This is a genomic window from Streptomyces sp. NBC_00224, from assembly GCF_041435195.1.
Taxonomy (GTDB): domain Bacteria; phylum Actinomycetota; class Actinomycetes; order Streptomycetales; family Streptomycetaceae; genus Streptomyces.
In genome coordinates this window covers 4,841,002-4,861,332 of record NZ_CP108106.1, presented here as the reverse complement: position 1 = coordinate 4,861,332, position 20,331 = coordinate 4,841,002, and the positions used below count along the sequence as shown (strand labels likewise).

The 20,331-nt window shown below is 71.3% G+C and carries 16 protein-coding genes; 8 read left to right on the top strand and 8 right to left on the bottom strand.

The annotated features are described in order from the left end of the window. Positions 1 to 91 precede the first annotated feature (91 nt). The 4 genes from OG965_RS21655 to OG965_RS21640 all read left to right on the top strand — a co-directional run bounded on the left by OG965_RS21655 (position 92) and on the right by OG965_RS21640 (position 4,771). On the top strand, positions 92 to 940 hold the full coding sequence (locus tag OG965_RS21655; protein WP_371653739.1) for a M24 family metallopeptidase: 849 nt from the start codon (positions 92 to 94) through the stop codon (positions 938 to 940). A gap of 26 nt (positions 941 to 966) precedes the next feature. Then, positions 967 to 2,721, top strand: coding sequence for an SDR family oxidoreductase (locus tag OG965_RS21650; RefSeq protein WP_371657017.1), 1,755 nt, complete (start codon positions 967 to 969; stop codon positions 2,719 to 2,721). Next, on the top strand, positions 2,718 to 3,623 hold the full coding sequence (locus tag OG965_RS21645; protein ID WP_371653738.1) for a metal-dependent hydrolase: 906 nt from the start codon (positions 2,718 to 2,720) through the stop codon (positions 3,621 to 3,623). The genes OG965_RS21650 and OG965_RS21645 overlap by 4 nt, the downstream gene beginning before the upstream one ends. Positions 3,624 to 3,874: 251 nt before the next feature. Then, positions 3,875 to 4,771, top strand: coding sequence for a MerR family transcriptional regulator (locus tag OG965_RS21640; RefSeq protein ID WP_371657016.1), 897 nt, complete (start codon positions 3,875 to 3,877; stop codon positions 4,769 to 4,771). Between the two features lie 56 nt (positions 4,772 to 4,827). Here the strand turns inward: OG965_RS21640 and OG965_RS21635 are convergent, their stop codons facing one another. Next, positions 4,828 to 5,400, bottom strand: coding sequence for a hypothetical protein (locus OG965_RS21635; protein ID WP_371653737.1), 573 nt, complete (start codon positions 5,398 to 5,400; stop codon positions 4,828 to 4,830). Between the two features lie 109 nt (positions 5,401 to 5,509). Between OG965_RS21635 and OG965_RS21630 the strand changes: the two genes are divergently transcribed. The 3 genes from OG965_RS21630 to OG965_RS21620 all read left to right on the top strand — a co-directional run bounded on the left by OG965_RS21630 (position 5,510) and on the right by OG965_RS21620 (position 7,159). Then, positions 5,510 to 6,025: a PadR family transcriptional regulator gene (locus OG965_RS21630; protein ID WP_371653736.1), complete on the top strand. Its 516-nt coding sequence runs from the start codon at positions 5,510 to 5,512 to the stop codon at positions 6,023 to 6,025. Between the two features lie 52 nt (positions 6,026 to 6,077). Then, complete coding sequence (locus OG965_RS21625) at positions 6,078 to 6,632, top strand: RNA 2'-phosphotransferase (RefSeq protein ID WP_371653735.1); 555 nt, start codon at positions 6,078 to 6,080, stop codon at positions 6,630 to 6,632. A gap of 65 nt (positions 6,633 to 6,697) precedes the next feature. Beyond that, positions 6,698 to 7,159, top strand: coding sequence for a hypothetical protein (locus OG965_RS21620; protein ID WP_371653734.1), 462 nt, complete (start codon positions 6,698 to 6,700; stop codon positions 7,157 to 7,159). 78 nt (positions 7,160 to 7,237) lie between these two features. Here OG965_RS21620 and OG965_RS21615 read toward each other — a convergent pair whose 3' ends face one another. After that, complete coding sequence (locus OG965_RS21615; protein ID WP_371653733.1) at positions 7,238 to 8,134, bottom strand: LLM class flavin-dependent oxidoreductase; 897 nt, start codon at positions 8,132 to 8,134, stop codon at positions 7,238 to 7,240. Between the two features lie 230 nt (positions 8,135 to 8,364). Here OG965_RS21615 and OG965_RS21610 point away from each other — a divergent pair, with 230 nt between their 5' ends. Further along, entirely contained in the window at positions 8,365 to 9,243 is an 879-nt protein-coding gene (locus OG965_RS21610) for a Cof-type HAD-IIB family hydrolase (RefSeq protein WP_371653732.1), read from the top strand. A gap of 43 nt (positions 9,244 to 9,286) precedes the next feature. On the opposite strand, the gene OG965_RS21605 is transcribed toward OG965_RS21610, so the two are convergent. The 6 genes from OG965_RS21605 to hisC form a co-directional block, all read right to left on the bottom strand. Continuing rightward, positions 9,287 to 10,366, bottom strand: coding sequence for a peptidoglycan DD-metalloendopeptidase family protein (locus OG965_RS21605; protein WP_371653731.1), 1,080 nt, complete (start codon positions 10,364 to 10,366; stop codon positions 9,287 to 9,289). Between the two features lie 147 nt (positions 10,367 to 10,513). Then, the gene (locus tag OG965_RS21600) at positions 10,514 to 12,244 is read right to left on the bottom strand and encodes a GAF domain-containing sensor histidine kinase (protein ID WP_371653730.1); all 1,731 of its coding nucleotides are present in this window, start codon (positions 12,242 to 12,244) and stop codon (positions 10,514 to 10,516) included. A 156-nt stretch (positions 12,245 to 12,400) separates the two neighbouring features. Further along, complete coding sequence (cydD, locus tag OG965_RS21595; RefSeq protein WP_371653729.1) at positions 12,401 to 15,946, bottom strand: thiol reductant ABC exporter subunit CydD; 3,546 nt, start codon at positions 15,944 to 15,946, stop codon at positions 12,401 to 12,403. Positions 15,947 to 16,025: 79 nt separating this feature from the next. After that, positions 16,026 to 17,027 (bottom strand): cytochrome d ubiquinol oxidase subunit II, encoded by a 1,002-nt coding sequence (gene cydB / locus OG965_RS21590; RefSeq protein ID WP_371653728.1) that lies wholly within the window; start codon positions 17,025 to 17,027, stop codon positions 16,026 to 16,028. Between the two features lie 18 nt (positions 17,028 to 17,045). Next, on the bottom strand, positions 17,046 to 18,554 hold the full coding sequence (locus OG965_RS21585) for a cytochrome ubiquinol oxidase subunit I (protein WP_371653727.1): 1,509 nt from the start codon (positions 18,552 to 18,554) through the stop codon (positions 17,046 to 17,048). Between the two features lie 431 nt (positions 18,555 to 18,985). Then, on the bottom strand, positions 18,986 to 20,065 hold the full coding sequence (gene hisC, locus OG965_RS21580; protein ID WP_371653726.1) for a histidinol-phosphate transaminase: 1,080 nt from the start codon (positions 20,063 to 20,065) through the stop codon (positions 18,986 to 18,988). Positions 20,066 to 20,331 lie beyond the last annotated feature (266 nt).

The window sequence follows — 20,331 nt, the reverse complement described above, 5'->3', positions numbered from 1 at the left end:
CGGGCGCAGAACCCTTGACGTAGCCGCCGGGCATTGTCACATTCATCAGTGTCAAGTTACGCACGCGTACGACGACAGGGGTGTGGGCGCGATGCCAACGGCGGTCAAGACGGAACTCGACGCGCGGCTCAGCGGGTTCAGGGAAGTGCAGCGGCTCGCCTACGAGTGCGCGGAGGCCGTCGCGGCCCAGCTCAAGCCGGGTGTGACGGAGCGCGAGGCGGCCCGCATGCAGCGGGAGTGGCTGCGCGAGCGCGGCGTGCGGGACTGGTTCCACCTGCCGTTCGCCTGGTTCGGGGACCGCACGGCGTTCGTGAACTTCCGCATCCCGCTCCAGTTCTTCCCCACCAACCGGAGGCTGGAGGCGGGGATGCCGTTCATCCTCGACATGGCCCCGGTCTACAAGGGCTTCACGGCCGACATCGGCTACTCGGGCTGCCTCGGCCTCAACCCCGTGCACAACCGGCTCCTCGCGGATCTGGAGGTGCACCGGGAGCTGATCCTGCGGGAGGTCCGCGAACAGCGGCCGCTGCGCGAGATCTACGAGGACGTGGACCGGCTCATGGTCCGCCAGGGCTACGCCAACCGGCACCGCGCGTACCCGTTCGGCGTGATCGCCCACAAGGTCGACCAGGTCAAGGAGCGCCGCTGGTCGCCGAACGTCTTCGGGTTCGGCACCCAGTCCCTCAAGGGCCTGGCGAGCGACGCGCTGCACGGCCATCGCGACGGCTGGTCGCCGCTGTGGAGTCCCTACAAGTTCTCCGACCACCCGCCCCGGCCGGGGCTGTGGGCGGTCGAGCCGCACCTCGGGTTCCGGGGTACGGGCGCGAAGTTCGAGGAGATCCTGGTCGTCACCGACTCCAAGGACCCCGAACAGAGCGCGTTCTGGCTGGACGACGATCTGCCGCATGTGCGGCGCTGGGCCGAGGAGAAGGCGGCGTGAGCGTGGGAGACCGGGCGGGCAACGGTATGGAGGGCGCGCGCGAGCGCTGGGTGCGCACGGGAGGGATCGAGCTGTGCGTCGCCGAACTCGGCGATCCGGAGCAGCCGACCGTGGTGCTCGTGCACGGCTATCCGGACAGCAAGGAGGTCTGGTCGGAGGTCGCCGTCCGGCTGGCCGAGCGCTTCCACGTCGTGCTGTACGACGTACGGGGCCACGGTCGCTCGACCGCTCCGGCCCCGCTGCGCGGCGGCTTCACCCTGGAGAAGCTGACCGACGACTTCCTGGCGGTCGTAGACGCGGTGAGCCCGGACAGGCCGGTGCACCTGGTCGGCCACGACTGGGGCTCCGTACAGGCCTGGGAGTTCGTGACCGTCAAGCGCACCGAGGGCCGGATCGCCTCCTTCACCTCGATGTCCGGTCCCTCCCTCGACCACTTCGGGCACTGGATCAAGAGCCGGATGACCCGCCCGACCCCCCGCCGGGTGGGCCAGCTGCTCGGCCAGGGCGCCAAGTCCTGGTACGTGTACATGCTGCACACCCCGGTCCTCCCCGAGCTCGCCTGGCGCGGCCCGCTCGGCAAGCGGTGGCCGAGGATCCTCGAACGGGTGGAGAAGGTCCCCTCCGGCGACTACCCGACGTCCTCCCTGCCGCAGGACGCGGCGCACGGCGCCTGGCTCTACCGGGACAACATCCGGGCCCGGCTGCGCCGCCCGCGCGCCGACGCGTACGCGCACGTGCCGGTGCAGCTGATCACGCCGACCGGCGACGCGTTCCTCTCCGAGCGGCTCTACGACGACCTGGAGCTCTGGGCGCCCCAGTTGGTCCGCCGCACCCTGCCCGCCAAGCACTGGGTCCCGCGCACCCGGCCCGACCGCCTGGCCGCCTGGATCACCGAGTTCATCACCGCCAACGAGGACGGCGTCCCGGCCAAGGACGCCGCGGCCACCGGCCCGTACGCGGACCGCTTCGGCGGACAGCTGGTCCTCATCACCGGCGCGGCCAGCGGCATCGGCCGGGCCACCGCCTTCGCGTTCGCGGAGGCCGGGGCGCGGATCGTCGCCGTGGACCGGGACGCGGAGGGTGCGGCCCGGACCGCCGACATGTCCCGGCTCATCGGCGCCCCCGAGGCCTGGGCCGAGACGGTCGACGTCAGCGACGAGCAGGCCATGGAGAAGCTCGCCGAGAAGGTCGCCGCCGAGTACGGCATCGTGGACGTCCTGGTGAACAACGCCGGGATCGGCCTCTCCGGCTCGTTCTTCGACACCACCACCGAGGACTGGAAGAAGGTCCTCGACGTCAATCTCTGGGGCGTCATCCACGGCTGCCGGATCTTCGGCAAGCAGATGACCGAGCGCGGCCAGGGAGGCCACATCGTCAACACCGCCTCGGCCGCCGCCTACCAGCCCTCCAAGGCGCTGCCCGCGTACTCCACCACCAAGGCGGCGGTGCTGATGCTCAGCGAGTGCCTGCGCGCCGAACTGGCCGGCCAGGGCATCGGAGTCAGCGCCATCTGCCCCGGCTTCGTCAACACCAACATCACCTCCACCGCCCGCTTCGCCGGGGTCGACGAGACCGAGGAGAAGCGCCGCCAGAAGAAGTCCGCCCGGCTCTACGGCCTGCGCAACTATCCGCCGGAGAAGGTCGCCACGGCGATCCTGCGCGCGGTCGTGAAGAACCAGGCCGTGGTGCCCGTGACGCCCGAGGCCCGCGGCGCCCACCTCATGTCCCGCTTCACGCCCCGCACCCTGCGCGCGATCGCCCGACTGGAGCCACCGCTGTGAGCCGGGAGCCGTACAGGATCAGCCCGCGCCGGGTCTCGTTCGACTGGCACGAGACCCCCCTGCACTGGATACCGGACGAGCCCACCGCCACCCATGTCATCAACGTCCTGCACCTGCTCCTTCCGGCGGGCGAGCGGTGGTTCGTGAAGGTCTTCAAGGAAGCCCTTCCGCTGGTCACCGACCCGGCACTGCTCAAGGACGTCAAGGGCTTCATGGGCCAGGAGGCCACCCACAGCGTCCAGCACGCCTATGTCCTCGACCACCTCGCCGAGCAGCGCCTCGACACCGCCGCCTACACCCGCCATGTCGACTTCCTCTTCGACAAACTCCTCGGTGAGCGGCCCCCGTTCGGCGCGCCGATACCGACCCAGGAATGGCTGCGCTTCCGGCTCTCGCTGATCGCCGCGATCGAACAGTTCACCGCGGTCCTGGGGGACTGGGTGCTGCACGCCGAGGCCCTCGACCGGGCCGACTCGGACCCGGTCATGCTCGACCTGCTGCGCTGGCACGGCGCCGAGGAGGTCGAACACCGCGCCGTCGCCTTCGACATGTACCAGCACTGCGGCGGCGAGGGCCTGCCCCGCTACGCCCGCCGGGTGGAGGGCATGGTCGTGGTCGCCCCGGTGCTGCTCTGGCTGTGGGGGTGGGGCGCCTCCTATCTGATCCGCCACGACCCCCAGCTCGCCGGCCGACTGCGCTACTCGCTGCGTGAGCACAACCGGGCGGTAGGGCGCGGGCTGCTGCCCAGCTGGAAGGAGCTCGGCGCGGCCATACCCCGCTACTTCCGGCGGTCGTACCATCCCTCGCAGGAGGGCTCCCTGCGCAAGGCCGTCGAATATCTCGCGACCTCGCCGGCGGCCCGTGCGGCAGCGGGTGCGGTGGGCCGCGCCGCCCTGGGGTAGAGGGAGACGGTTTGTCCGGGCAGCCAGCAACACAGCCACCGGCGGCGCCGGGTGCGTCGGCGACGCCGGTCCACGCCCCGGTGGCATCGGCCGTGCCGACGCAGCCACCGGTCCGGCCGACGGCTCAGGCGACGCTCCAGCCGCCGGTCCCGGCTGCGGCCCAGTCACCCGCTCAGCAAGCAGTCCAGCAGGCGGTCCAGCCTGCGCCGCAGCAAGCGGCGCCGCACTCCCTCCCCTCCTCCGAGTACCGCATCGAGGACCTGGCCCATGCGAGCGGCGCCACGGTCCGTACGATCCGCGCCTACCAGGACCGCGGCCTGCTGCCCAGGCCCGAGCGGCGCGGCCGGTCCAATGTGTACGGCGAGGCCCATCTGGCCCGGCTGCGCCAGATCGCCGATCTGCTCGACCGCGGCTACACCCTGGCCTCCATCAAGGAACTCCTGGAGGCCTGGGACGCGGGCCGCGGTCTCGGTGGTGTCCTCGGCCTGGTCGCCGAGGTCAGCGGGCCCTGGACCGACGAGGAGGCCGCCCGGATCTCCCGGGCCGATCTCGACGCCACCTTCGGCGGCGAGCCCGACGACCAGGCCGTCGCCGATGCGGTCGAACTGGGCATCCTGGAACGCATCCCCGGCAGCGACCGCGAGTTCCTGGTCCCCAGCCCGCAGGAGCTGGCGGTCGCCGCCGAGCTGCACGCGGCCGGGGTTCCCCTGGACGCCATCTCCGGGCATCTGCGCGAGCTGCGCGGCCAGGTGGAGCACATCGCCGCCCGCTTCCTCGACTTCACCACCGAGCACGTCTTCGCCCGCTATCTGGGCCACCGTCCGCCCACAGACGCGGAGGCCGCCGAGGCCGCCGGTCTGGTGCGCCGGTTGCGCCCGCTCGCCCAGCAGACCGTGGACGCCGAACTCGCCCGGGCCATGCGCCTGTTCGCCACCCGGCATCTCCAGCAGCATCTCGGCGCCGCGGTCCCGGCGGTCCCGGCCGATCCCGACCCCGGGCCGGTCACCCTGCCCGCGCACACGGTCCGGGCCGTACAGGCCCTGGTCGGCCCGGAGAACGTCGCCGCGTTCATCTCCGCCGCGGCCGAACGGGAGGTTCAGTCCCGTACGTTGGACGCTCTTTCGGCCCGGCCGTTGTCCACAGAATAGTCACACACCCTGTGGATAACCGCACTTGTCTGTGGATCAAACCTAACTGACCGTCATTAGTCCGTGATTGCAGTCACTTTGGCGGCCTCAGCGGCGCGCCGGGCGTTCTCCGGGTACTTGGCGGTGAAGAGCGCGGGCAGCGCGAACCCGGCGACCTGCACGGCTATCGCGGCGGTGCTGCCCAGCGACTCGGCGTGGATGACGGCGAGCCCGACGGCGGTGACGGTGAAGGCGGCGGCCCAGGCGGCGGTCAGCACCACGTTGATGCGCAGGAACACCGGGTTGTTCCACACCTCGCGCGGCGCCTGCCGCTTGGCTATCCCGGTGGTGAAGGGCCGCCGGACGGCCAGCGTCGCCCAGGCGGTGAGGGCCAGCCACCCGGTGGCCAGCGCCCCGCCGTACTCCCGCAGCCCGCTGTCCGGCGCCGCGAAGGCGACGACGCTCAGCACGGCGAAGAAGGCGATGGTGGACTGCTCAAGAATCAGCGAGTCGGCCGCCGCACCGCGCTTGCGGTCGGTGGAGAACAGCCAGGCTCCCACGGCGAGCGCGGCGACCGCGCCCCACTGCCAGTGCGCGCTGCCAACGGCGGCGAAGACGATCCACGGGATGAAACCGCGCAGGTAGTTCATGGGAGTCCCCCTTCGTCGGGCTCTCACCCGCTCCACATTCCAACTTCGACATGTCAAAATTAGAGGTTCCTGGATTGACGTGTCAAGAGTGGAATGTAAAGTTGAGGTCATGAGCCTTCGTCACGCGGTCCTGGGGCTGCTGGCCGAACGTCCGGCCAGCGGCTACGACCTGATGAAACTGTTCGAGACCTCGCTTTCCCACGTCTGGTCGGCGACCCAGAGCCAGGTGTACGGCGAGCTGGGCAAGCTCGCCGACTCCGGCCTGATCGGGGTGTCGGCCGCGGGCCCCCGGGGCCGAAAGGAGTACGCCATCACCGACCCGGGGCGGGCCGAGCTGCGCCACTGGCTCACCGAGACCGAGCCCTCCCGTACCCGCCGCAGCGACTCACTGCTGCGCGTCTTCTTCCTCGGCCTCCTCACCCCGCTGGAGGCGCAGACGTACCTCCTGACCGAGGCCGAGCGCTCCGCCCGCCAGCTCGCCGGCCTCCAGGAGGCGGAGGCGGCGATCGAGTGGGACAACGACCCGCTCTCCCTCCACGGCCGCCTGGCCCTGGAGTACGGCAAGCGGCTCAGCGCGATGCACGAGGAGTGGGCCCGCTGGGCGGCCGAGCAGCTCAAGGCGTGAGGCCAAGGGAAATTGGGGTGCCGGGACGGTCCCTGCCCGGCACCCTGGCGACATGGCCGAAACACCGGACGACAGACGCACCGTGAAGGTGTCCAAATACCTGTCGAAACACCTGCGCCACCAGCCCGAACACATCGGACTGACCCTCGACCCGCACGGCTGGGTCGAGATCGACACCCTGCTGCGGGCGGCTGCCGCGCACCGCTTCCCCATCACCCGCGCCGAGCTCGACCATGTCGTCGCCGTGAACGACAAGCGCCGCTTCGCGATCGAGGGCGACCGGATCCGGGCCAGTCAGGGCCACACCGTCGCCGTCGACCTGGGCCTGCCGGCCGTCGAGCCGCCCGCGCACCTCTACCACGGCACCGTGGCCCGCAGCCTGGACGCGATCCGGGCCGAGGGGCTGCGGCCCATGGCCCGCCACCATGTGCACCTCTCCGCCGACCGCGAGACGGCGACCCGGGTCGGCGCCCGGCGCGGCCGCCCCGTCGTCCTTGGCGTGGACGCCGCGGCGATGCGGCGGGACGGCCATGTCTTCCACATCAGCGCGAACGGGGTGTGGCTCACCGACTGCGTACCGCCGAAGTACCTGCGCTTTCCGGAGTGAGGTCCGTCGCCGAGTGAGGCACGCTGCCGGGTCGGGTCGCACTCCCCGGTGGGATGATCGACGGCATGTCACATCCGCGTCTGCCCAGCACCGAGAGCGCCGTCGCCGCGATCCGCGAGGTCGCCCGCGAACACCACCTCGCCGTCGAGGTCACCGACGACATAGGCGCCGACCGCTCATCGCGCCGCAGCTCGGCCGGGGCGTTCGCCGTCCTGGACCCGGACGGCTCGCTTCCGCACGAGGCGTTCGTCGAGCTCGGCGGCTCTCCCGCCGTCACCGTGCAGCTCTTCACGGAGGACGACGCCAAGATCACCGTCGACGGTGTGGAGTTCAACGACGTGCCGCGCGACGCGGTTCCCGCGTTCCTCCGCTCGGTCTACGGCGACCTGGCGTACGTCAAGGGCCGCTTCTTCCCGCCGGGGTGGTGGCTGGTGGTGCCGCTGCCCGGCGACGAGACGTACAAGGAACTCGTCCTCGGCGGCACGCTCACGCCCTGGCTGAGCGGACACGTACGCGCCAAGAGCTGAGCTGAGCCGTACGGGCCGTACGGGCCCGGAAGCGGGGGCAGGACGGGGAACGGGGGCGGCGCCGACGCCCCCGCCGCGTCAGCGCAGCTGCGCCAGCCCCTCCGTGGCGATCTGCTCGAACACCTTCCGGTCCGCGGCGAAGTCCGAGTCCGGGATCGGCGCGTGCAGAACGATCTCCGTCACGCCGAGCTCGAAGTGCCTGCCCGCGAAGTCCACGAAGGAGTCGAGGGACTCCAGCACCCGCCCGGGCTCCGGCGTGAAGCCGGTGAGCAGGATCTTGTCCAGTTCGTCCACATCACGGCCGATGTCGTCGCAGGCCTCGCCGAGCTTCTTGATCTGTCCGCGGATCGCCTCGACCGACTGGTCGGGCGTGCCGGTCTCGAAGAGCTTCGGGTCGCCCGTGGTCACCCACGCCTGCCCGTGCCGCGCCGCCAGCTTCAGCCCGCGCGGACCGGTGGCCGCCACGGCGAACGGCAGCCGCGGCCGCTGGACACAGCCGGGGATGTTGCGCGCCTCGACCGCCGAGTAGGAGGTGCCCTCGGACGTCACCGAGTCCTCGGTCAGCAGTCGGTCGAGCAGCGGCACGAACTCGGCGAAGCGGTCGGCCCGCTCGCGCGGCGTCCACGCCTGCTGGCCCAGCGCGGTGGCGTCGAAGCCGTTGCCACCGGCCCCGATCCCGAGCGTGATCCGGCCGTTCGAGACGTCGTCGAGCGTGATCAGGTCCTTGGCCAGGGTCACCGGGTGCCTGAAGTTCGGCGAGGTGACCAGTGTGCCGAGCCGCATCCGCGAGGTGGCGGCGGCCGCGGCGGTCAGCGTCGGCACCGCGCCGAACCATGGCCCGTCGCGGAACGTCCGCCAGGACAGGTGGTCGTAGGTGTACGCGGTGTGGAAGCCCAGCTCCTCGGCTCGCAGCCACTCGTCGCGACCGCCGTCGTGCCAGCGGCGTACCGGAAGAATCACAGTGCTCAGACGCATACCTACGACACTAACGGCTGTCTCTGACACTCCCGGCGCCGCCCAGCGGGCAGGGCGGCAAGCCAGGCAGGGCCGGCAGAGGCCGGCCAGAGTCTCGCTCCGGGGCCGACAGAGGCCGACTGGAGCCCGGCGCCTCATGCGCCCCTTGCGCCCCTTGCGCCCCGCACGCCCCCAGCGTGCGTACTCACATGTGCACTCCCTCGCACGCCCGTGCACCGGTGTACGGGAGAATGGCATCTGTGACCTCAGCTACCGAGCCCCTCCCCGCCGAGCACCCCGCCCCTGCCGTCCCCCGGCTCATCGCGACCGACCTGGACGGCACGTTGCTGCGCGACGACAAATCCGTCTCGGAGCGTACGGTCGCTGCGCTCGCGGCCGCCGAGGAGGCGGGCATCGAGGTCTTCTTCGTCACCGGTCGCCCCGCCCGCTGGATGGATGTGGTCAGTGACCACCTCCACGGCCACGGCCTGGCCATCTGCGGCAACGGCGCGGCCGTCGTCGATCTGCACGACGGCGTCGGCGAGCACCGGTTCGTCAAGGTCCGCCCGCTGGAGCGTGCGGCCGCCCTGGAGGTCGTCGAGATCCTGCGCGCCGCCGCCCCGGGTACGTCCTTCGCCGTCGAGCAGACCGGCGGACTCCACCACGAACTGTCCTATCCGCCGATGCTGATGGATGCGGCCAGCAGTATCGCGCCCGCCGAGAAGCTGCTGGCCGAGGACGCCGACACGGTCGGTGAGCCCATCCTCAAGGTGCTCGCCCACCACCCCGAGCTGCCGCCCGACGACTTCCTCGCACTGGCCCGCAAGGCCGTGGGGGCGCGTGCCGAGATCACCCGGTCCAGTCCGACCGCGCTGCTTGAGATCAGCGGCCCGGGCGTCTCCAAGGCGTCCACGCTCGAACTGTGCTGCGCCGAGCGCGGCATCACCCCCGCCGAGGTCGTCGCCTTCGGCGACATGCCCAACGACGTCGAGATGCTCACCTGGGCGGGCACCTCGTACGCCATGGGCAACGCCCACCCGGACGTCGTGGCCGCCGCCTCGGGTCACACGGTCGCCAACAACGACGACGGCGTGGCGGTCGTCATCGAGCGGATCCTCGCCTCCCTCTGAGCCGCACTCCCGCAACGCGCGCGTGCTCAGCGGCACACCCGCGTCACGACCCGTCCGGTTCGGGCTCGGCGGCGTTGCTGTGCAGCGCCACCCCGTGCTCGCTCAGCCACGGCACCGGGTCGACCGCCGAGCCCATCTCGGGGGTGAGCCGGATCTCGAAGTGGAGGTGCGGGCCGGTCGAGTTGCCGGTGGTGCCCGTCTGGCCGATCCACTGGCCGGTGCTCACCCGGTCGCCCTGGTCGACGGTGACCGCCGCGAGATGGGCGTACTGCGAGTAGTAGCCGCCGGGGTGTCCGACGACGATCTCGATCCCGAAGCCGCCGCCGCACGAGACGGAGACGACCCGGCCCGCGCCGACCGCCCGTACGGGCGTACCGATGTCCACCGCGAAGTCCTGGCCGGTGTGGCGCTGGGCCCAGCGCTCGCCCGCGCTGTCGAAGCCCGCCGACAGCCGGTACGTCTCCACGGGCGCCGTCCACGCACTCGCGGGGCGTGAGCCCGGCGGCTCCTCAAGGCGTACGGCACCACGGCACCGGCCCGCCGCCACGCTCCGGTCGGCCTCGCCCTGGAGCTCCCAGCGCGCCTCCTCCAGGCGCGCTGCGATCGACTTCTTGATGCCTTCCAGCTGGTCCCTGCGGTCCGCGAGGTCGCGCCAGGCGTCCTGTGCCCCCCGCTGGGCCGCCGTGAGCCGCCCTTCCGCGCGGTGCGCCTTCCCGTAGAGCCGGGTCACGGCCATGTCGGCCTGCCAGGCCAGCCGCTGACCGCGCATCAGCTCTTCGGGGTCATCGGCGAGCAGCAGCTGTGCGGTGTACGCGATGTTCCCGCCGGTCCGGTACTGGGCGCGGGCCACCCGGCCCATGTCGTCATGAAGCCGTACGAGATCACGTCGCCGGTCAGCGAGGAGCCGGTCGAGCCACTCCGCCTTCGCCCGCTGGGCCTCGGCCGCGCGTCTGCCCTGTTCGTACGCGGTGGTCGCATGGGCGGCGTCCAGGTACAGCCGAGCCACCGCCACGCTCGTACGGGGCACATCGGGGTCGTCGGCGGCCGTGGCGGCGGGAGCGAGCGGCCCGGCGAGGGCACACAGGACCAGTGTGAGGGCCCTGCGCAGGTGTCCGAGACGCATGCCCGGATCGTCGCGCGGCCGGAGCATGTTTCACGTGAAACACACCTCTCGCCCGGGGGCCGCTCCCCCCAAGTGGCGTACAGATACGGGATCGAGGCGGCCCGCGTCCCGATCGGCAGTCGGCTTCACCGGGCTCACGCCTGCCCTCTACAGCGGGGCCTCCCACACCACTGCTGTCCCGCCGCCGTCCTCCCCGGTCCCGGGCCCGTACGTACTGGACCCGCCCAGCGCCTCCGCGCGCCGCCCCAGGTTGCGCAGCCCGCTGCGGCGGCCGCCCTCGGGGATGCCGACACCGTCGTCCGCGACGGTGAGCCGCACGCCCTGACTCCCGTCCGGGAGCTGGACGGTGGCGTCCACGACGACCTCGATACGCGAGGCCTCGGCGTGCCGGAATGCGTTGGACAGTGCCTCGCGCAGGGCCGCGATGAGGTTCTTGCCGGTCAGCTCACCGACCAGGGCGTCGACCGGGCCGACGAAGCGGTGCGCGGGCTTGAAGCCGAGCGGCACCGCCGCCATGTTGATCTCCCGCAGTACCCGGGTGCGCAGGCCGGAAGGCGCCTCGGCCGGCCCCTGCTGGAGCGCGAAGATCGCCGTGCGGATCTCCTGGATCGTCACGTCCAGCTCGTCGACGGCCTTGCCGACGCCCAGCTGCACCTCGGGCACGACCGACTTGCGCTGGGCGCCCTCCAGCATCATCCCGGTGGCGAACAGCCGCTGGATGACCAGGTCGTGGAGGTCCCGGGCGATCCGGTCGCGGTCCTCGTACACGGCGAGCCGCTCCCGGTCCCGCTGCGCCTCCGCCATCATCAGCGCGAGCGCCGCCTGTGAGGCGAACTGGGTGGCCAGCGTCCGCTCCGCCTCGGTGAACGGGCGGTCTCCCCGCGCACGCGGGGTGGCGAGCGCGCCCAGTACCCGGCCGCCGCTGTGCAGCGGCAGCATCATGCTCGGCCCGTACCGCTCCGCGAGTTTGGTGATCATCCGGGGGTCGGTCGCCGCGTCGTCCACGAAGACCGCCTCGCCGTCCAGAAGCGTGGCGACGACCGGGCTCTCCGGTGGGATCACCACACCCAGCACCGAGCCGGGTTCGTCGGAGGAGACGGCGACGATCTCAAGGCCGCCCTCCTCGGCGGGCAGCAGCACGATGCCGGCGGCGGAGTCCGCGAGGTGCCGGGCCTGCTCGGCGACGACCTCCAGGGCGTCGTCCGCGTCGCCGCCCGAGAGCAGCGCGGTGGTGACGGCGACCGATCCGTCGATCCACCGCTCCCGCTGGCGCGCCGCCTCGTACAGCCGGGCGTTGCCGATCGCGATCCCCGCCTCGGTGGCCAGCACCCGCACCATGTGCAGGTCGTAGTCGTTGAACTCGGCCCCGCCGCTCTTCTCCGTGAGATAGAGGTTCCCGAAGACCTCGCCCTGCACCCGGATGGGAACCCCGAGGAAGGTCCGCATCGGCGGGTGGTGCGCGGGGAATCCGGCCGAGCGCGGGTCCGCGGAGAGGTCCCCGAGCCGCAGCGGCTCGGGGTGGTCGATCAGCCGGCCGAGCAGCCCCCGGTGGCCGTCGGGGCGTCGCCCGATGGCGGCGGCCTCCTCGCACGTGACGCCGTACGTCACGAAGTCGGAGAGTCCCGTGCCGGTCTCGTCGACGACCCCGATCGCCGCGTACCGGGCGTCGGCCAGCTCGGCGGCGGTCTCACAGATCCGGTCGAGCGTGGAGTGCAGCTCCAGGCCGGTACCGACGGAACGCATCGCCTCAAGCAGCTGCGGCACGCGCGCGGTGAGCTCGGTGGACAGACCCTGGAGGCTTCGGGTGGCCAGGGTCGCCGCTTCGAGCGCGTCACGGTCCTTGGTGTCCTGGGGGTCCTTCGGATCCGGCACTGACATGCCCTTGAGCCTAGTAAGTCCCAATTGGCGAGGAAAGTCGGGCCTGGCGAGAGGCAGGGGGCAGAACCTCGAAGGGCCAGGGCGCAGACCGGAAGGCCGGGTGAAGATCGCGACAGCCGGGGCCCCGCAGAGCGAGGCCCCGGCACGGAAACCGCCTCAGGCCGGGCGGGCCTCCTGGAGGAGGTCGCTGTCGCGCTCGCGCTCCAGCATCCGCCGCAGCTCCCCGTCGACCAGAGCGAGATCGTCGTACGCCCCGCGCTGCACGACCCGGCCCTCGGCCAGCACCACCACCTCGTCCACGGCTTCCAGGCCGCGCAGCCGGTGGGTGATCAGCACGGTCGTCCGGCCCTCCGTCGCCCGCAGCAGATCCGCCGTGAGCGCGTCGGCCGTCACCAGGTCCAGATGCTCGGCGGGCTCGTCCAGGACGAGCACCGGGAAGTCGGCCAGGATCGCTCGCGCCAGCGCGAGCCGCTGGCGCTGGCCGCCCGAGAGCCGGGCGCCGTGCTCCCCGACGAGCGTGTCGAGGCCGTCGGGCAGCCCGTCCACCCAGTCGAGCAACCGGGCCGCTGCCAGCGCGTCGCGCAGCGCTTCCTCGTCCGCGCCGGTACGGGCCAGCCGCAGGTTCTCGCGTACGGAGCTGTCGAAGATGTGGGCGTCCTGGGCACAGAGCCCCACCAGGCGGCGGACGTCGTCGCCCGCCAGCTCCGCCGCGTCCTTCCCGCCGATCCGGTACGTGCCCTCGCGCGCGTCCAGGAAGCGCAGCAGCACCTGGGCGAGGGTGGTCTTGCCGGACCCGGAGGTCCCGACGACGGCGACGCGCCGGCCCGGGGTGAGCGTCAGTGTGAAGTCGCTCAGCGCGTCCCGGCCCTGCCCTTCGTGGCGGGCGGCCAGTCCCCGCACCTCCAGGGGGAAGGGCGACGCGGGTGCGGTGGCCGGGTGCTCCGGCTCCCGTACCGGCACGGGGGCGTCGAGCACCTCGTACACCCGCTCGGCGCTGCGCCTGACCCGCTGGCGTGCCTGTACGGCGAGCGGCAGACCGTTGACGGCCTCGAAGGCGGCGAGCGGCACCAGGACCACGACGGCGAGCCGCACTCCGTCCAGGCGCCCGTCGGCGACCGCCTGAGCCCCGACGAGGGCGGCGGCCGCCACGGTCAGCCCGCAGGTCAGCGCGGAGAGGCCGCCGCCGAGCGCGGTGGCGGCAGCGGCCCGCGACGCGATCCGTGTGAGCGCGGAGTCGGCGTCCTTCGCCTCCCGGGTACGGCGGCCGAGCGCGCCCGCCACCGTCAACTCGCCTGTTCCGGTGAGCAGATCGGCCACCCGAGTGGCCAGCAGGCCGCGTGCGGGTGCCAGTTGGCGCTCGGCCCGACGCGCGCACGCGCCGCTGACCATCGGCACGGCCACCCCGGCGACCAGCAGTCCGATCGCGAGCACCGCCCCGGCCTCGGGCAGCAGCCAGGCGGTGAACCCGGCACTGGCCACCGAGACCACCACGGCCGTGGCGGCGGGCAGCACCCAGCGCAGCCAGTAGTCCTGGAGCTCGTCCACATCCGCGACCAGGCGGGACAGCAGATCGCCGCGCCGGGTGGAGCGCAGCCCGGCCGGAGCGATCCGCTCCAGCCTGCGGTACACCGCGACGCGCACCTCGGAGAGCATCCGCAGCACCGCGTCGTGGGACACCAGCCGCTCGGCGTACCGGAACACGGCCCGCCCGATGCCGAACGCCCGGGTCGCCGTCACGGCCACCATCAGATACAGCACCGGCGGCTGCTCGGAAGCCCGCGAGATGAGCCACCCGGACACGGCCATCAGCCCCACGGCCGACCCGAGCGCCAACGCCCCCAGCACCAACGCCAGGACGAGGCGCCCGCGCAGCCCCCCGGCAGCCCCGCGCACCCGCGCGAGCACGTCCTGGGGGGCGGAATGCCCGACAGAAGCCGAAGCCACGGCCGGAGCTGAAGCCAAGGCCGGAGCCGGTACGGGGACATCAGCACGGGAAGTCGTCACGACGACCGCCTCACCGGCCCCGCCCACCGCGTCCCGCGCCACCGCCCCGCCGGCCCCGCCCTCGGCCGGCCGCAGCTCCACCACCCGGTCCGCGACCGCGAGCAGGGCGGGGCGGTGGACCACCAGCAGTACGGTGCGGCCCGCCGACAGCCTCCGTACCGCGTCGACGATGCCCGCCTCGGTCGCCCCGTCCAGCGCCGCCGTCGGCTCGTCGAGCAACAGGACCGGCCGGTCCGCGAGGAACGCCCTTGCCAGCGCGAGCCGTTGGCGCTGACCGGCCGAAAGCCCGGCGCCGTCCTCCCCCAGCTCGGTTCCCAGGCCATCGGGCAGCGCGGTCACGAACTCCAGGGCGCCCGCGTCCCGCAGGGCTTCCCGTACCGCCGTGTCGTCCGCGTCCGGCCGTGCGAGGCGTACGTTCTCCGCGATCGTCCCGGCGAACAGGTGCGGCCGCTGCGGCACCCAGGCGATCCGCTCGCGCCACTGCTCCAGCGAGAGCGCGCCCAGATCGGTGCCGGAGATCCGCACCTGGCCCTCGTCCGGCGCCACGAACCCCAGCACCGCACCCAGGAGCGTCGACTTCCCGACACCGCTCGGCCCGGTCAGCGCCACTGTCTCGCCCGGCTGCACCGTCAGCGAGGCAGCCGCCAACGACGGCTCGGCGCGGCCCGGATGACGAACCGTCACCCCGTCGACCTCGATCCGCACGGGACCGGCCGGCACCGCTCCCGTACCGCCCTCGGGCAGCGGGGTCTCCAGGACCTCGAAGATCTCCTCGGCGGCCGACAGCCCCTCCGCCGCCGCGTGGTACTGCGCTCCGACCTGCCGCAGCGGCAGATATGCCTCGGGGGCGAGGACCAGGATCACCAGCCCGGTGTAGAGGTCCAGATCACCGTGGACCAGGCGCATGCCGATGCCGACGGCGACCAGCGCCACCGACAGCGTCGCGAGGAGCTCCAGGGCGAACGACGACAGGAAGGCGATCCGCAGGGTCTTCAACGTGGCCCGGCGGTACTCCGAGGTGATCGTCCGGATCGACTCGGCCTGCGCCTTGGCCCGGCCGAACACCTTGAGCGTCGGCAGCCCGGCGACCACATCCAGGAAGTGCCCCGACAGCCCGGAGAGGAGCCGCCACTGGCGGTCCGTCTGCGCCTGGGTGGCCCAGCCGATCAGCGCCATGAAGAGCGGGATGAGCGGCAGGGTGACGACGATGGTCGCGGCCGACACCCAGTCCTCGGTGACGATCCTGGCGAGCACCGCCACCGGCACCACCACCGCGAGCCCCAACTGCGGCAGATAGCGCGAGAAGTAGTCGTCGAGCGCGTCCACCCCGCGGGTGGCCAGGGCGACCAGCGAGCCGGTCCGCTGGCCACTGAGCCACTCGGGCCCCAGCAGGGCCGCCCGTTCGAGAAGCCGGCCCCGCAGCTCCGACTTGACCGCGGCGCTCGCCCGGTGGGCGGCCAGCTCGGTCAGCCAGGACACCAGCCCCCGCCCGACCGCGACCGCCCCGAGCAGCAGCAGAGGCGTCCGCAGCCCACCGGCGCCGAGGTCGTCCTGGAACGCCCCCACCACCACTTCGGCGATGAGCATCGCCTGCGCGACGACCAGCCCCGCCCCGACCAGGCCGAGGGCGACGACGGCCGCGAGGAAGAGACGGGTGGCCCGGGCGTATCGGAGCAGTCGCGGGTCGATCGGTTTCACGTGAAACATCCCCTCGAAGGGTCAGGGGCCTACGGGTCAGGGGGTGTGTTTCACGTGAAACACACCCCCTGTGCGGACTTCAGTGCGCGTCGGCGATGTGCTGTGTGCCGATCCGCTTGCGGAACACCCAGTACGTCCAGCCCTGGTAGAGGAGCACCACCGGGGTCGCGATGCCCGCGCACCAGGTCATGATCTTCAGCGTGTACGGGCTCGACGAGGCGTTGGAGACCGTGAGGTTCCACTCCTCGTGCAGCGAGGACGGCATGACGTTCGGGAAGAGCGTCAGGAAGAGCATCGCCACGGCGGCCGCGATCGTGATGCCCGACAGGGCGAACGACCAGCCTTCGCGACCGACCTTGATCGCTCCGATCGCCCCGACCAGGGCGACGACCGCGATCACCATCGCGACCAGGCTCTTGGTGTCACCGCGCGAGACCTGCGTCCAGATCAGGAACACGAGCGCCAGTACGGCCGTGACCAGGCCCAGCTTCAGTGCCAGTGCCCGCGACCGCTCGCGGATCTCACCAACGGTCTTCAGGGAGGTGAAGACCGAGCCGTGGAAGGTGAACAGGAACAGCGTCACCAGTCCGCCGAGGATCGCGTACACATTGAACAGGTCCCAGAAGGTGCCCACGTACTCCTTGTGCGCGTCGATCTTCACTCCGCGCACGATGTTGCCGAAGGCCACGCCCCACAGGAACGCCGGGATCAGCGAGGTCCAGAAGATGGCCTCCTCCCAGTTGCGCTGCCACTTCTCCTCGGGCCGCTTCGCCCGGTACTCGAAGGCCACACCGCGCACGATCAGACAGACCAGGATGATCAGCAGCGGCAGGTAGAAGCCGGAGAAGAGCGTGGCGTACCACTCGGGGAAGGCGGCGAAGGTCGCACCGCCCGCGGTCAGCAGCCACACCTCGTTGCCGTCCCAGACGGGCCCGATCGTGTTGATCAGGACCCGCTTCTCCGTACGGTCGCGGGCCAGCAGTTTCGTGAGGATCCCGACTCCGAAGTCGAAGCCCTCCAGGAAGAAGTAGCCGGTCCACAGAACGGCGATGAGTACGAACCAGACGTCGTGGAGTTCCATGCCTCTGTCTCCTCAGCCTCAGTACGAGAAGGCCATCGGCCGGTCGGGGTCGCGGTCGTCCCCGCCGATCTTGGTGGGCGGGTTGAGGTCGGACTCGGTGAGCTCGGGTGGTCCGGCCTTGACGTACTTCGCGAGCAGCCGCACCTCGATCACCGCGAGCACGGCGTAGAGCAGGGTGAAGACGATCATCGAGGTGAGGACCTCGCCCTGCGAGACACCGGGGGAGACCGCGTCACTGGTGCGCAGTACGCCGTACACGACCCAGGGCTGGCGGCCCATCTCGGTGAAGATCCAGCCCCAGGAGTTGGCGATCAGCGGGAAGCCGAGCGTCCAGATGGCGATGAACCAGTACCAGCCGGTCAGCCGGGTGCTGAGCGCCTTGTTCCGGAAGAGGACCAGATGCGGCACCTCGTCGTCACCGGTCCTGAGTCCGGGTGCCAGCAGGAACTTCTTGCGGGTGAGCCAGAGGCCGACGGCTCCGATGGCGAAGGACGCCATGCCGAAGCCGATCATCCAGCGGAAGCCCCAGAAGGTGACCGGGATGTTGGGCCGGTAGTCGCCGGGCCCGTACTTCTGCTGCTCCTGCTTGTTCACGTCGTTGATGCCGGGGACGTACGAGGAGAAGTTGTTGTCGGCGAGGAAGGAGAGCACACCCGGGACCGAGACCTCGACGCTGTTGTGGCCCTTGGCCACGTCTCCGTAGGCGAATATCGAGAAGGGCGCCGACTTCTCGCCGTCCCACAGCGCCTCGGCCGCCGCCATCTTCATGGGCTGCTGCTTGAACATGACCTTGCCGAGCTGGTCGCCGCTGACGGCCGTGAGCAGTCCGCCCACGACGAGCGTGACCAGGCCGAGCCGGAGCGAGGTGCGCATCACCGGGATGTGCTTCTTGCGGCGCAGATGGATGGCGGAGACGCCGACCATGAACGCGCCACCGGTGAGGAAGGCCGCGGTGAGCGTGTGGAAGACGACGACCAGGGTGGTGTCCTGCGTCAGCACCTGCCAGAAGTCGGTGAGCTCCGCACGCCCGGTGGCCTTGTTGAGCTTGTAGCCGACCGGGTGCTGCATCCAGGAGTTGGCGGCCAGGATGAAGTACGCGGAGAGGATGGTGCCGATCGAGACCATCCAGATGCAGGCTAGGTGGATCTTCTTCGGCAGTTTGTCCCAGCCGAAGATCCAGAGGCCGATGAAGGTCGACTCGAAGAAGAAGGCGATGAGCGCCTCGAACGCGAGCGGGGCCCCGAAGATGTCACCCACGAACCGCGAGTAGTCGGACCAGTTCATGCCGAACTGGAACTCCTGGACGATGCCGGTGACGACGCCCATCGCGATGTTGATCAGGAAGAGCTTGCCCCAGAACTTCGTCGCCTTGAGGTACTTCTGGTTCTCGGTCCGCACCCACGCGGTCTGCAGCCCGGCCGTGAGCGCGGCGAGCGAGATCGTGAGCGGCACGAAGAGGAAGTGGTAGACGGTGGTGATGCCGAACTGCCAGCGCGCCAGTGTTTCCGGCGCCAGAGCCAGATTCACAACGTCATCTCCTTACATCGCCGTGATCACAGCGGCAGTTTGTCCCACTGATCCCACTGATTCCGGGACGAAGCAGGACACGCTTGTGAACGCGTTCACATTCACAAGCATTATGTCGCACACGCTTCCGTGACCTTCAAGCGGGGGGGGACCTCTGTGCGGGACCCGTATGGGGCGAGCTCCGGCGGATGCGGATCTCCTGGCCCACCGGGCAGCTCACCGCCACACACGAAGAAACCCCCACGAGCGCGGCGCTCGTGGGGGCACTTCCGAACCTCTCCACCGCCCGCATCCGGGGCGAGGAGCTACTTCGCGACCCCGGTCTCCCCCGCGCTGGAGTCGGACGCGCGCGAGGTGGTGGGCCCGAAACCGACCGGAATCGCCGGACAGCCCCTGGGACCGTCCCGGACCGGGCTCGGGGTGCAAAGGCCCTAGTTCGCCTTGCGGAAGCCCTCGGCCACCTTCAGGAAGAGGTCATTGGCCTCGGTCTCACCGATCGTGACCCGCACGCCCTCGCCCGCGAACGGCCGGACCACCACGCCCGCCGCCTCACAGGCCTGCGCGAACTCGACCGTCCGCTCGCCGAGGCGCAGCCAGACGAAGTTCGCCTGCGTCTCGGGCACGGTCCAGCCCTGGCCGACAAGCCCCTCGTACACCCGGGCGCGCTCGCCCACCAACGAGCCGACACGCCCGAGCAGTTCGTCCTCGGCGCGCAGGGAGGCGACCGCCGCGTCCTGGGCGAGCTGGCTGACGCCGAAGGGGACGGCCGTCTTGCGCAGCGCCGCCGCCACCGGCTCGTGGGCGACGGCGAAGCCGATCCGGAGCCCGGCGAGCCCGTACGCCTTGGAGAAGGTGCGCAGCACCGCCACGTTCGGGCGGTCGCGGTAGATCTCCAGCCCGTCCGGCACGTCGGCGTCGCGGACGAACTCCTTGTACGCCTCGTCCAGGACCACCAGCACGTCCGACGGCACCCGGTCGAGGAATCGTTCCAGCTCCGCCCGGCGGACCACGGTGCCGGTCGGGTTGTTCGGGTTGCAGACGAAGATCAGCCGGGTCCGGTCGGTGATCGCCTCGGCCATCGCGTCCAGGTCGTGCACATCGTCCGAGGTCAGCGGCACCTTTACGGACGTCGCTCCACTGATCTGGGTGATGATCGGGTACGCCTCGAAGGAGCGCCAGGCGTAGATGACCTCGTCGCCGGGGCCGGAGGTGGCCTGGAGCAGCTGCTGGGCGACACCGACCGAGCCCGTGCCGGTGGCGAGGTGGGTGAGCGGCACGCCGAAACGGTCCGCCAGCTCGTTCATCAGACCGGTGCACGCCATGTCCGGGTAGCGGTTGAAGCTCCCGGCGGCGGCCACGACGCCCTCCATCACCCCCGGCAGCGGCGGGTACGGATTCTCGTTGGAGGACAGCTTGTACGCGACCGGGCCGCCGGCGGCCGCGGGCTTGCCGGGCTTGTAGGTGGGGATGCCGTCCAGCTCGGCGCGCAGCTTGGGGCTCGTCTCGCTCACCGCAGGTCCTCCTCGACCGTTCCGTCCGTACGAATACTGCTCACCTTATGAGGATTCGGCGCCCCTGCGAAGAGCCAAAAGGCATCCTCCGGACGCGGCCGCCCCGCCCGCCCCGCCCCGGGGACGTGGGCACGCGGGAGGGGGAGCGCTCCCCGTCAAAGCCGTGCGCCGGTGGCTCGCGCCGTGGCGCGCATCCCTCGTGCAGGTGAGTTGAGACCTCTTCGAAACATCGGGCATTCGGCAGCCGCCCACCGATCGACAACCGC